This window comes from Streptomyces avidinii (assembly GCF_014650695.1).
Taxonomy (GTDB): domain Bacteria; phylum Actinomycetota; class Actinomycetes; order Streptomycetales; family Streptomycetaceae; genus Streptomyces; species Streptomyces avidinii.
The window spans coordinates 117191-130619 of the sequence record NZ_BMVL01000005.1; the positions used below are offsets into that span (position 1 = coordinate 117191).

Annotated in this window: 5 protein-coding genes; 4 read left to right on the forward strand and 1 reads right to left on the reverse strand. The window is 74.5% G+C overall.

The window, feature by feature from the left end; genetic code table 11:
- Positions 1-4: 4 nt before the first annotated feature.
- Positions 5-577, reverse strand: coding sequence for a TetR/AcrR family transcriptional regulator (locus tag IE257_RS14340; RefSeq protein WP_189968528.1), 573 nt, complete (start codon positions 575-577; stop codon positions 5-7).
- Positions 578-850: 273 nt separating this feature from the next.
- Here IE257_RS14340 and IE257_RS14345 point away from each other — a divergent pair, with 273 nt between their 5' ends.
- The 4 genes from IE257_RS14345 (at position 851) to IE257_RS14360 (ending at position 13391) form a co-directional block, all read left to right on the forward strand.
- Positions 851-8446 carry a non-ribosomal peptide synthetase gene (locus IE257_RS14345; RefSeq protein WP_189968530.1) on the forward strand — a complete coding sequence of 2532 codons (7596 nt, stop codon included), beginning with the start codon at positions 851-853 and terminating at the stop codon, positions 8444-8446.
- Between the two features lie 133 nt (positions 8447-8579).
- Positions 8580-10172: an argininosuccinate lyase gene (locus IE257_RS14350; RefSeq protein WP_229920361.1), complete on the forward strand. Its 1593-nt coding sequence runs from the start codon at positions 8580-8582 to the stop codon at positions 10170-10172.
- Positions 10138-11121 carry a GHMP family kinase ATP-binding protein gene (locus IE257_RS38910; protein WP_189968534.1) on the forward strand — a complete coding sequence of 328 codons (984 nt, stop codon included), beginning with the start codon at positions 10138-10140 and terminating at the stop codon, positions 11119-11121. The genes IE257_RS14350 and IE257_RS38910 overlap by 35 nt, the downstream gene beginning before the upstream one ends.
- Positions 11122-11123: 2 nt before the next feature.
- Positions 11124-13391: a pyridoxal-phosphate dependent enzyme gene (locus IE257_RS14360; protein WP_189968536.1), complete on the forward strand. Its 2268-nt coding sequence runs from the start codon at positions 11124-11126 to the stop codon at positions 13389-13391.
- Positions 13392-13429: the final 38 nt, after the last annotated feature.

The following is a 13429-nucleotide window of genomic DNA, read 5'->3' on the forward strand; positions in this document are numbered from 1 at the left end:
CGCGTCAGCGGGGTGCGCCGAAGCCCTGGACGGCCTCCCGTGCGAGCCGGTCCGCGTACGCGTCGGTGAGGCCGGCCGGGCGGAAGAGGATGCGGTACATCATCGGTGCCACGACCCGGTCGAGCACCGTCTCGACGTCCGGGGCCTCCTCGCCGCGCTCCTCGGCCCGGGCGAGCACGACGGCGATCTGCTCCGCCGCGTAGGCAGAACACCGCCCCGCGTTGTCGCCGTCGGCATCACCCAGCAGGGCGTCGCGGATGTACGCGCGCCCCGCGGGCGAGGACATCTCCTCCAGGAACTGCTCGGCCCAGCCGCGCAGGTCCGCCAGTAGATCGCCGTGGTCCTCCGGCGGAGCCTCCGGGCGCAGGTGCTCGACGGCGACGTCCGAGAGCAGCTCCTGCAGGTCGCCCCAGCGGCGGTAGATCGTCGACGGGGTGACGCCGGCCCGCGCCGCGACCATCGGGACCGTCAGTTCCGGACGCCCCACCTCGGCCTGGAGCTCCCGTACAGCGGTGTGCACCGCCTGCTGGACCCGCGCGCTGCGGCCTCCGGGACGGACCATCGCTCTTCGGCTCATGCGACCAGCTTAAAGCAAATCTGTTGCATCAGGGTCGCGCCGACGGCGAGGGCCGCCCCGGCACCCGCGGCGGCGGGCTTCCGTCCGTATTGCCGCGGGTCGTCGGCTGATCGTGGCCGCCCGGGGCCCCGTACGCCGACGGCCCCGGTCACGTGAATCGGGGACCGTAAAGAGGCGACTTCACCCCAATCCGTACCGTTCCTAGGCTGAGCGGGCAATCAAGCGGAGCATGCGCCGCGTACCAGGCACCGGTGCGGCGTCGAGGGAGTTGTCTTGGCCAGTCACGATCCGATCGAACGCCCTGCGGAGCCGTCGTTCAGCGCGTTCCGAGCATCGGCAGCCCAGCAGCGCATGTACTTCCTCCAGCAGATGGAGGAGGGCAGGCCTACCTACCACATGCCGGTCTTCTACGACCTCGAAGGGCCGGTGGACGAGGCCGCGCTCCGCGCCTGCGCACAGGGACTGATCGACCGGCACGAGGCGCTGCGCACCCGCTTCGTCCTGCGGGACGGCGAGCTCCGGCAGCACATCGACACCGAGGCCGCGCTCGCCTGGTCCTCCGCCACGGCGGCCGAGGGCCGGGGCGTCGAGGGCCGGGGCGTCGAGGGCCCGGACGTCGAGCAGTGGATGGCCGCCGAACACCACCGGCCCTTCGACCTGGAGGCCGGACCGCTGTTCCGGGCGGCCCTGCTGCACACCTCCGGCGGCGCCGTCCTCGCGCTGTCCATGCACCACATCGTCGCCGACGGCTGGTCCGTCGGGATCCTCGCCCGGGAACTCCTCGCCGCGTACGCCCGGTACGCCGACGGTCCGCGGCCGGGACCGGCCGAGGAGGCCCCGGAGTACCAGTACGCCGATTTCTCCGACTGGCAGGAGGAATGGCTCCGGGGCGAGACCGCCCGGCGCCAGCTCGCCCACTGGGAGGAGCAGTTGGGCGGGGAACTGCCCGACGCGCCCCTGCCCCGGGACGGCCGGCCCGGTGCCGGAACGGCCCGTGGCGCGGCGGCGCTGCACTCCTTCGACGTGCCCGCCCCGGTGCTCGCCCGGATGGAACGGCTGTGCCGCGACACGCACAGCACGCCCTACATGCTGATGCTGGCGGCCTTCCAGATCGTGCTGGGCCGGTACACGGGTACCGACGACGTGCTGGTCGGGACGCCGGTGGCGGGCCGCAACCGCAAGGAGTTCCAGGACACCGTCGGCCTGTTCGTCAACACGCTGGTGATCCGCGCGGACCTGTCCGACCGCCCCGCGTTCCGGGTCCATCTGGAGCGCGTACGGGACACCGTGCTCGACGCCCAGGACCACCAGGACCTGCCCTTCGAGCGGATCGTCGACCGGCTCGGCCCGGGCCGCACCGGCGAGGACGCGCCCCTGTTCCACGTCATGTTCGGCCTGCACGACGAGGACGGCATGACCGAAGGCCTTCCCGGACCGCGGGCCAGGATGCTCGAAGGACCCGCCGGAACGGCCAAGTTCGACCTCACCTTCGACGTCGTACGCAGCGGCGGGGGGCTGGGCTGCCGGCTGGAGTACCGCGCCGACCTGTTCGAGGCCGCGACGATCGAGCAGTTCGGCCGGCACTTCGCCCGCCTCCTCGACGCCGCCACCGACCACCCCGACCTGCCGGTCGACGCCCTGCCGATGCTGTCGGGCGAGGAGCGCAGCGGCATCGGATCCCCGCTCCCGGCCGATGCCCCGCTGTCGCCCGACGGCGCCCTCCCGCCCGACGGCGCCCTCCCGCCCGAGGACGCCCTCCCGCACGCTCCGGCCGAGTCCCGCTGCGTCCACGAGATCTTCGCGGCCCATGCCGCCCGCACCCCCGAGGCCGTCGCCCTCGTCCACGAGGGCACGTCCCTCAGCTACCGCGAGCTCGACACCCGGGCCAACCGGCTCGCCCACCGGCTGCGCGCCCTCGGCGTGGGACCCGACACCCTCGTCGGGCTGTGCCTGCCCCGCTCCGCCGACCTCGTCGTCGGTCTGCTCGGCATCCTCAAGGCAGGCGGCGCCTATCTGCCGCTCGACCCGGACAACCCGCCCGAGCGGCTGCGCCACATCGTCGGCGACGCCCGCCTGGAGCACGTCGTCGGCACCACCGCCACCCGGGACCTGTGGGACGCGCCCGCCTCGGCCGCCGACCCGCACGCCCCCGCACTGCACACCGTCGACCTGCTGGCCGATGCCCCGCTCCTGGCCACCGAACCGGACACCGCCCCCGAGACCGGCGTGACCCCGGACCACCTGGCCTACGTCATCTACACCTCCGGCTCCACCGGGCTCCCCAAGGGCACCCTCGTGCCCCACGTCAACGTCACCCGGCTGTTCTCCGCCACCGACCACTGGTTCGGCTTCGGCGCCGAGGACGTGTGGACCCTCTTCCATTCCATCGCCTTCGACTTCTCCGTCTGGGAGCTCTGGGGAGCCCTCGCCCACGGCGGCCGCCTCGTCGTGGTCCCGTACGGGACGAGCCGCTCGCCCGAGGAGTTCCACCGGCTGCTGCGCGCGGAACGCGTCACCGTCCTCAACCAGACCCCCTCCGCCTTCTACCAGTTGGCCCGCGCCGACGAGGAGCACCACCGCACGGCCGGTGCGGGCGACTCCGGCTCCGGGTCCGGGTCCGGGTCCGGGTCCGGGCCCGACTCCGGGTCCGGGTCCGGGCTGAGTCTGCGCCACGTCGTCTTCGGCGGGGAGGCCCTCGACGTCGCCGCCCTCGCCGGCTGGTTCGCCCGGCACGGCGACACCGCACCCCGCCTGGTCAACATGTACGGCATCACCGAGACCACCGTGCACGTCACCTACCGGCCGCTGACTGCCCGCGACGCCGAGGAGGGCCGCGGCAGCGTCATCGGCGTGCCCATCCCCGACCTGCGCCTGCACCTGCTCGACGCCCGCGGCCGGACCGTCCCGCGCGGAGCCGTCGGCGAGCTGTACGTCGCCGGCGCCGGCCTTGCCCGCGGTTACCTGCGCCGGCCCGAACTCACCGCCGAGCGCTTCCCCACCGGCCTCGGGGACGGCCTCGCAGGCCGCGTCGCCGACGCACCCACCGGGCTCTCGGCCGGCGAGCGGCTGTACCGCACCGGCGACCTGGCGCGCGCCCTGCCCGACGGGGACCTGGAGTACCTCGGCCGCATCGACCACCAGGTCAAACTGCGCGGCTTCCGGATAGAACTCGGCGAGGTCGAGGCGGCCCTGGCCGCCCACCCCCGCGTCGACGCCGCGGTCGCACTCGTCGCACCGGATCCCGCGGGAACCGACGTCCTCGTCGGCTACCTGGCCGTGACCGGGGCCGAGAACGGCGCGGGGCCGACCGTCGAGGAGCTGCGCACCCACCTCGCGCGGCGGCTGCCCGGCTACATGATCCCCGGCGCATTCGTCACCCTGCCCGCCTTCCCGCTGACCGCCAACGGCAAGACCGACCGCCGCCGACTGCCCGCCCCCGGCTCGGTCGCCCGGACCCCCACCGCCGCCTACGAGGCACCCCGCGGGCCGGTCGAGACCGCGCTCACCGAGGTCTTCGCGCAGGTCCTCGGGCACGAACGGGTCGGCGCCCTGGACAACTGGTTCGCCCTCGGCGGGGACTCCATCCGCTCCCTCCAGGTGCTCGCCCGGATCCGGGAACGCGGCCTCGACCTCACCGTCGCCGACCTCATGCGCCGCCAGTCGGCCCGCGCCCTCGCCCCCGTCGTCACCCGGCGGGCCGCGGCGGCCGGCGGCGAGACCCCGTACGAGCCGTTCGCGCAGCTCACCCCCGAGGACCGCGCCGCCCTCCCCGAGGGGCTGGAGGACGCCTACCCGATGACCCGGCTCCAGGCCGGCATGCTCTACCACAGCGACCTGCCGTCGGCCGGCGGACGCGTCTACCACAACGTGGCCTCCTATCTGGTCGAGGCGCCCTTCTCGGAAGCCGCCTGGCGGACCACCGTCGAGGTCCTCGCGGCCCGGCACGAGATGCTGCGCACCTCCTTCGACCCGCACGGCTTCACCGAGCCCCTCCAACTCGTCCACCGCGGCGCCCGCCCGGAGATCACCTTCGAGGACCTGTACGGACTCGATCCCGAGGCACAGGACGCCGCCGTCGCCGCCCGCTACGCCGCCGAGCGCGACCGGCCGTTCGCCTGGGACCGCCCCCCGCTGATCCGCTTCCACGTACAGCGGCTCTCCGACACCCGGCTCCGCCTGTTCGTCGCCGAGCATCACGCCGTCCTGGACGGCTGGAGCGAACGGTCGCTGCTCACCGAACTGGCCTCCTGCTACACCGAGGCGCTCACCGCCCTGCGCGCCGCCGGACCGGAGAAGGCCGGACCGGAGAAGGCCGGACCGGAGAAGGCCGGACCCTCCCCGGACGCGGGCCCCCGCTCCCGGTTCGCCACCTTCGTCGCCCTCGAACGGGCCGCCCTGGCCGACGCCGGACAGCGCGCGTTCTGGACCGCCCGGACCGCCGACGCCCCCGCGACCCGGCTGCCGCGCCCGGCGGCGACCGGCGGACCGGCCCGCATGTCCTGGTACCTCGCGCCGCTCCCGGAGGGGCTGCACGCCCGGCTGGCCGCCCTGGCCGCCGAGTGCGGCGTACCGCTGCGCACCGTCCTGCTCGCCGCCCACCTGCGGGTCATGGCCCTGCTGGGCGGCGGCGACAAGGTCACCACCGGAGTGGTCCACAACGGGCGGGCCGAGGAGACCGACGGCGACAAGGTCGTCGGCGCCTTCCTCAACACCCTGCCGCTGAGCGCCGCCATCACCGGGCTCGGCTGGCGCGGCCTCGTCGCGCACGTCGCCGAGCTGGAGGCCGAGCAGCACGCGTACCGGCGCTTCCCGCTCGCGGAGATCCAGCGCCTGTCCGGGGGCGGCCCGCTCTTCGAGACCTTCTTCAACTACACGCACTTCCACGTGGAGCAGGACGGGTCCGCCGGCGGCGCGTTCACCGTGCTGGAGGAGACCGGTGAGGCGGGCACCGACTTCGCCTTCGGCGCGGAGTTCTCCCGCAGCCCCGACGGCTCCCTGCTCGAACTCGGTCTGCGCTTCGACGCCGCCCAGTTCTCCGAGGAGCAGATGGAGAGCGCGCACGCCTCCTACCGGGCCGCGCTGCGCGATCTGTCCGAGGCCCCGGACCGCGACTGCACGGCCGCAGACCTGCTCCCGGAGGCCGAGCACCGCCGCTACGCCGAGTGGAACCGGACCGCCGTCCACTACCCGCAGCCGCACGTCCTGACCCGGCTGATCGAGGCCCAGCGGGACCGGACCCCCGGGGCCGCCGCCGTCCGCTTCGAGGGTGCGGAGCTGACCTACTCCGCCCTCGACGTCGAGGCCGAGCGGCTGTGCGCGGCCCTGCGCGAACGGGGCGCCGGCCCGGGCGCCTTCGTCGGCCTGCTGCTGGAACGCTCCCTCGCCCTGCCCGTCGTCCTGCTCGCCGTCCTGAAGTCCGGCGCCGCCTACGTCCCGCTCGACCCGGAGCACCCGGCGCCGCGCGTGCGGTCCCTGCTCACCGAGTCCGGCATCGGCCTGGTGGTCACCGAAGGAGCGTGGGCGGACCGGCTGGAGGGCTCCGGGGTCACCGTGCTACGGCCGGACGACGCCGCGACCGGCGCCGTGGATGCGGTGGATGCGGTGGATGCGGTGGATGCGGTGGATGCGGTGGATGCGGTGGATGCCGCGAACGCCGTGGACGCCGCGGGCCCCGTCTCGGGCCCCGAGCCCGCCGACCCGGCGTACATGATCTTCACCTCCGGATCCACCGGCAAGCCCAAGGGCGTCGTGGTGTCCCACCGCGCCATCGCCAACCGACTGCTCTGGATGCAGGACGAGTACGGCCTGACACCGGGGGAGCGGGTGCTCCACAAGACCCCGTACACCTTCGACGTCTCCGTGTGGGAGCTCTTCTGGCCGCTGCTGACCGGCGCCACCCTGGTCCTCGCCCGCCCCGGCGGCCAGCGCGACCCCGGCTACCTCGCCGGTCTGATGGCGGACGAGGGCGTCAGCACGGTGCACTTCGTCCCCTCGATGCTCAGTGTCTTCCTCGACGATCCCGCGGCCGTGACCGACGCGGCCGGCCTCACCCGGGTGGTGTGCAGTGGTGAGGCCCTGCCGTACGAGGTGCAGCGCAGGTTCTTCGAGCGGCTGCCCGGCGTCGAACTGCACAACCTCTACGGGCCCACCGAGGCGGCCGTCGACGTCACGTACTGGCAGTGCCGGCCCGACGGCGGCGACACCGTCCCCATCGGCCGCCCCGTCGCCAACATGCGCACCCACGTCCTCGACAGGCGCCTCGCCGAGGTCCCCCTCGGCGTCACCGGGGAGCTCTTCCTCGAAGGCGTCGGCCTCGCCGACGGCTACCACGGACGACCGGACCTGACGGCCGAGCGGTTCATCGAGCACACCGGCCCCGACGGCACCACCCGCCGCCTCTACCGGACCGGCGACCTCGCCCGGCACCGTCCCGACGGGGCCCTGGAATACGCCGGCCGCACCGACCACCAGCTCAAGATCCGCGGCTTCCGCGTCGAGCCGGGGGAGATCGAAGCGGTCCTCGCCGACCACCCGGGCGTCCGCGACTGCGCGGTCCTGCCCCGCGGCGACCGCCTCGTCGCCTACCTCGTCGCGGGTGCCACCGGCCCGGACGGGGCCCCGGCCCCCGCCCCCGAACCGGGCGACCTGGCCCGGCACGCCCGGGAACGGCTCCCCGAGTACATGGTTCCCTCCGCCTGGGTGTGCCTGGACGACCTCCCGCTGACCGCCAACGGCAAACTGGACCGGGCCGCCCTGCCCGACCCGGACCCCGCCGACCTGCGCGGCGGGGTCGCACCGACCCCGCCCCGCGACGCACTCGAATCCCGCCTCGCCGGGATCTGGGAGCGGCTCCTGGCCGCCGGACCGGTCGGCGTCCACGACGACTTCTTCGAGTCCGGCGGGCACTCCATCGACGCCCTGCGCCTGATCGGCCGGATCAACCAGGCCTTCGGTGAACGGCTCGCCGTCTCGGCCGTCATGGAACATCCGACCGTGGCCCGGCAGGCCGCGCTGCTGCGCGGCCGGCACGTCGATCCGGCACCGGACCCGGTGGTCCGCATCCGGCCCGAGGGCACGCTCGACCCGGTCTTCCTCGTGCACCCGATCGGCGGGAACGTCTTCTGCTACCGGCCCCTGGCGGCCGAACTGGACGCCGACCGGCCGGTGTTCGGGCTGACGGCGCCCGGACTGACCGCCCCCGGCCCGGTGCCCGACGCCACCGTCGAGGAGCTGGCCGCCGCTCATGTGGAGGCCCTGCGCCGGGTCCGTCCCGAAGGCCCCTACCACCTGGCCGGCTGGTCCTTCGGAGGGCTCCTCGCCCACGAGGCGGCCGTCCAACTGCGCTCCGCCGGGCAGGAGGTGGCGACCCTCACGCTGCTGGACACCGGCTACCCGGAGCCCGGTCACGCCCCGACCGACGAGAGCGACCTGCTGGAGTGGTTCCACGAGGACCTGGCCCGCTCCGCCGGCTTCGACCCGTCCGACGAGGGCGTGTCCGCCCTGCGCAGTGCGCTGCGGAGCGTCGCCGACACCACGGCCCGGCTCGCCGTCCTCGCCGAGCAGGTGGAACGCGAAGGCTTCGCGCCCGGACTGGACCCGCGGGACCTCGCCCGGCACTACGCGGTGTTCCGCCAGGGGATCCGCGCCGCCGCCGCGTACGAGCCGCCGGCCGCCCCCTGCCCGGTCCTGTTCCTCCAGAGCGGGACCGGGGCCCGGGAGCACGCCGCCGAGCGGTGGGCCGGGCGGGCCGTGGCCGGCTTCACCCGCCACGACATCGCCACCGACCACTACGGGCTGATGCGGCCGCCGCACAGCACCCGGGCCGCCGCCCTGCTGCGCGCCGCCCTCGCCGCGGCCGACCACCGCTGAACGGGCCCCGCAGGCCCACCCGTCCGACTCCGCCCCGCCCCGTACCAGCCCCTCGCGCGCCGCGCGCCGACGAGGCATGCGCCGACGCGCCCCGCGCCCTTGGCCCCGCACCAGAACAGGAACGGAACACCACGTGACGAGCGATACCCCGGGGCCCGCCCCCGAGCTGAGCGGCCGCATCCGCGGCGGCCCCGGCGAACTCCTCCACGACGAAGTGCTCGCCCCGCAGTTCGGCTTCGAGTCCCGCCACCTACTGCGCCACTACGTCGCCATCGAGAAGACCCTGGCCGCCGAGTACGTCCGCATGGAGCTGATCACCGCCGAGGAGGCCCACCGGATCGCCGCCCTGCTGGACTCCGTCGGGCCCGACACCCTCAGCGCACAGCCCGGCGCCAACATGTCGGACATCGCCTTCGCCCTCGAACGGCACGTCGAGGCGGGCCTGCCCCGCCCGGTCGTGCACTGGCACGCCGACCGCAGCCGCAACGACCTCCAGGCCTGCGCCCAGGTGATGTACGGCCGTGACCAGCTCGCCCGGTTCGCCGCGGCGCTCCTCGAACTCGGCTCCGCCGTCCACCGGCTGGCCGAGGAGACCTGCGACCTGCCCATGCCGGGCTACACCCACTTCCAGGCCGCCCAGATCATCACTCCCGGCTTCCACCTCGCCGCGCTCTCCGAGCACCTGCTGCACACCCACGCCCGGCTGCTGAACGCCTACGACGGCATCGACGCCTCCCCGCTCGGCGCCGGCGCGATGGCCGGGCAGGAACTGCCCTGGGACCGCGACCGGATGGCACGGCTGCTCGGCTTCTCCCGGCCGCAGCCGCACGCCCTGACCGCCGTGGCCTCGCGCCGCTGGAGCGCCGAACTGACCGCGGAACTGAGCCTGCTGGGCACCGCCCTGAGCCGCTTCACCACCGACCTGCTCACCTGGGGCGGCAGCGAGTACGGCTTCATCGACCTGCCCGACGAACTCTCCGGCATCTCCTCCGCCATGCCGCAGAAGAAGAACTACCCGGTCCTGGAGCGGATCCGCGGGCGCACCGCCCACCTGACCGCCTTCCACTTCGATGTGCTCCTGGGCCAGCGCAACACCCCCTTCTGCAACCTCGTCGAGGTGTCCAAGGAGGCCGGCACCCACCTGCTGAACGCCTTCGACTCGGCCCACGGCACCGTCCGCCTCCTCACCGAGGTGCTGCGCAGGCTCACCTTCCGCGCCGACCGCATGCGCCAGGTGTGCGAGCGCGAGTTCCTCGGCGGCTTCAGCCTCGCCAACGCCCTCTGCCTCACCGAGGGGGTGCCCTGGCGCACCGCCCAGGTCGTCGCCGGGAAGTACGTCGTGCTCGCCGCGACGGCTGGCGCAGCCCCCGCCCCGGGCGAACCCGCCCTGCTGGCCGAGGCGGCCGCCGGACACGGCATCTCCCTCACGGACCCCGCCCGGCTCCTCGTCGAGGCCTTCGACGTCGACCGGGGCCTGGAGCGCATGGTGTCCGCCGGTTCGGCCCGCCCCGAGGCCGTGCGCGCGGTACTGCGCACCCAGCAGGAGGCGTACGAACGGCTCGCTGCCGACTGGGAACTGCGCGCCGCCGCGATCCGCGCGGGCGCAGAGGAGGGCGACCGCGCCCTGTACGGCGCGACCGGCACCGCGACGGCCACCGCGACGGACACCGAGACCGAGGAGGAGGAAGGCGATGGCACCCGCACCCGCGTACGGCACGCGCACTGACACCGCCGGAGGGCTGTTCACCGCCCCTGCCGCCCCCGCCGGATCCGGCAGTGCCTTCGGCACCTTCGGCGAACTGCTCCAGGGCGCCCTGCCCCACCCGCAGGGCGACTTCCTGGTCACCTTCCCCCTGGCGCGCTGGGCCACCGCCGTCTTCCACCCCAGGCCCGGCCGGAGCGACGTCCAGGTGCGGCCCGCGCACAAGGCGAAGTCCCGCCGGGTCGCCGAAGCCGTGCTGGCCGCCCTCGGCACCACGGACGGCGGCCTGCTGGAGGTGGCCGGGGACCTGCCCGAGGGGAAGGGCCTCGCCAGCTCCTCCGCCGACCTCGTCGCCACCGTACGGGCCGTCGGCGCGGCCCACGGCCGCGCCTTCACCCCGGCCGAGACGGAGGACTTCCTGCGCGGCATCGAACCGGCCGACGGGGTCATGTACGACGAGATCGTCGCCTTCCACCACCGTGAGGTGCGCCTCGGCCGCCGCCTCGGCGTGCTCCCCCCGCTCACCGTCGTCGCCCACGACGAGGGCGGCCAGGTGGACACCGTCGCGCACAACCGGGTCGCCCGGGCCATCGACGCGGCGGACCGCGAGGAGTACGCGGTCCTCCTGGACCGGCTCACCGCCGCCGTGGCCGTCGGCGACCTCCAGGAGGTCGGCGCCGTCGCCACCCGCAGCGCCGAGATGAACGCCCACCGCCGCCGGCGCGCCGGGTTCGCGGAACTGCACGCCCTGTGCAGCGAGGTCGACGGCCTGGGCCTGGTGCTCGCCCACAGCGGCACCATGCTCGGCGTCCTCCTGGAGGCCGGCGACCCGGCCCTCGCCGGCAAGACCGAGCACATCCGGGCCGGCTGCGCAGCCCTCGGCGGAGAGGTGTCCGTACACCGCTCCCTCGGCGCCGACGACAGCTGGAGCCCGCAGGCCGCGCCCGCCCACCCCACCGAGCTGGAGATCTGAGCATGCTGTTCGACACCGTGACGGACGCGATCGGCGCGACCCCGCTGGTCCGGCTGCGCCTGGGCGAGACCCGCGGCGTGGAGGTCTACGCCAAGCTGGAACTGCAGAACCTCTTCGCGATGAAGGACCGCGTCGCCCGCAACATCCTGCTGGAGGCCCGGCGGCTGGGCACCCTGAAGCCGGGTGACCCCGTCATCGAGAGCTCCTCGGGGACCATGGCCCTCGGCGTCGCCCTCGTCGGCCGCTCCCTGGGCCACGAGGTGCACATCGTCACCGACCCGCGCATCGACCCCGTCACCCTCGCCAAACTCCGCGCCCTGGGCTGCCGGGTGCACATCGTCGAGGCCATGACCAGCCACGGCTGGCAGAGCGCCCGCCTGGAGCGGCTTGCGGAGCTGCGGGGCGAACTCCCCGGCGCCTTCTGGCCGCAGCAGTACACCAACCCCGACAACCCCGGTGCCTACCGCACCCTCGCCGGCGAGCTCCTCGAAGACCTGGGCCGGTTCGACACCCTCGTCGGCGCCGTCGGCAGCGGCGGCTCCCTCTGCGGCACCGCCCGGGCCCTGCGCGCCGCCCTGCCCGCCCTGCACGTCGTCGGCGTCGACTGCGTGGGCAGCGCCCTCTTCGGCCAGCCCGACGTACCGCAGCGCCTGCAGAGCGGGCTGGGCAACAGCCTGCTGCCCAAGAACCTGGACCGGACCCTCGTCGACGAGGTGCACTGGCTCAACGACCACGAGGCCTTCGCCGCGACCTGGGACCTCGCCCGCGAGCAGCAGATCTTCGGCGGCAACACCTCGGGTTCCGTCTACCGGGTCCTCACCGGCCTCGCCGAGCGCGCCGAACCCGGCACCCGGATCGTCGGCATCCTGCCCGACCGCGGCGACCGCTACGCCGACACCGTCTACAGCGACGAGCACTGGGACGCGAACCGGCTGCGCGAGGTGCCCACCGCCACCGCCCCGGCCGCCCTCGGCCCCGACGGGACCGCCCGCACCTGGTCCACCCTCGCCTACAGCCCGCCCGCCGGGATCCGCCGGCACCTGCTGTTCGTCGAGTCCAACACCACCGGCACCGGCATGCTGGCCATGGAGCGGGCGCGCGAACTGGGCACCGTACCCGTCCTGCTGACCGGCGACCCCGACCGCTACCGGGGACTCGCGGACACCGGCGCCGAGGTGGTCCGCTGCGACACCAACTCCGACGCCGCCCTGCGCGCCGCCGTACAGGAACGCTTCCGCCGCGAGGAGATCGCCGGCGTCACCACCACCAGCGACTTCTACGTACCGGCCGCCGCCCGGACGGCGCAGTGGCTCGGCCTGCCCGGCAATCCGCCCGAAGCGGTGGCCGTCTGCCGCGACAAGTCCGCCCTGCGCGAGCGGCTGCGGACCGCGGGCGTCCGCCAGCCCCGGTACGCCCTGGTCCGCGAGCCGGACGGGGCCGCGGCCGCAGTCGCCCGCACCGGACTGCCCTGCGTGGTCAAGCCGGCCGACGACTCGGGTTCCACCAACGTCCTGCTCTGCGCCGACGAGGCGGAGGTCCGTGCCCAGATCGAGCGGATCCTCGCCATCGACACCAATGTGCGGGGCATGCCCACCGCCCGCACCGTTCTCGTCGAGGAGTACCTGGAGGCGCCGGAGTACAGCGTCGAGATGTTCAGCCAGGACGGACAGGCCGTCTGCGTCGGCATCACCGCCAAGTCCGTGACCGCCACCCCGCACTTCGTCGAGCACCGCCACCTCTTCCCCGCCCCGCTGCCCGCCGCCACCGCGCAGCAGATCACCGAGACGGTGACGGCGGCCCTGGACGCGGCCGGGATCCGGCTGGGAGCCACCCACACCGAGGTCAAGCTGACCGCCGACGGGCCCGCCCTGATCGAGATCAACCCCCGCCCGGCCGGCGGCATGATCCCCGAACTGATCCGGCTCGCCACCGGGGTCGACCTCCTCGGGGAGCAGCTCCGCGCCGCTCTCGGCCTGCCCCCGCACCTGAAGTCCGAGGATTCGGGCCACGCCGGCATCCAGTTCCTCCTCGCCGACACCGACGGCACGCTCACCGCGGCCCACGGCGCCCGGGCCGCCGCAGCCGTCGACGGGGTCGAGTCGGTGCTGGTCACCGCCGCCCCCGGCACGCCCGTACGCAGGCCCCGCAGTGCCTCCGACCGGCTCGGGCACGTGATCGCCCGCCACCCGGAGCCCGAGGGCGTGCACACCGCCCTCGACACGGCGCGCGCCCTGATCCGCCTCGACATCGAGGCCGCACCCCGTTCCTGATCCACCGTCAACCCTCCTATCGCGACGCGCCGTACGAC

Coding starts and splice junctions, on each gene's coding strand:
- IE257_RS38910 (WP_189968534.1), top strand. CDS start 10,138: ATGGCACCCGCACCCGCGTACGGCACGCGCACTGACACCGCCGGAGGG.
- IE257_RS14340 (WP_189968528.1), bottom strand. CDS start 577: ATGAGCCGAAGAGCGATGGTCCGTCCCGGAGGCCGCAGCGCGCGGGTC.
- IE257_RS14360 (WP_189968536.1), top strand. CDS start 11,124: ATGCTGTTCGACACCGTGACGGACGCGATCGGCGCGACCCCGCTGGTC.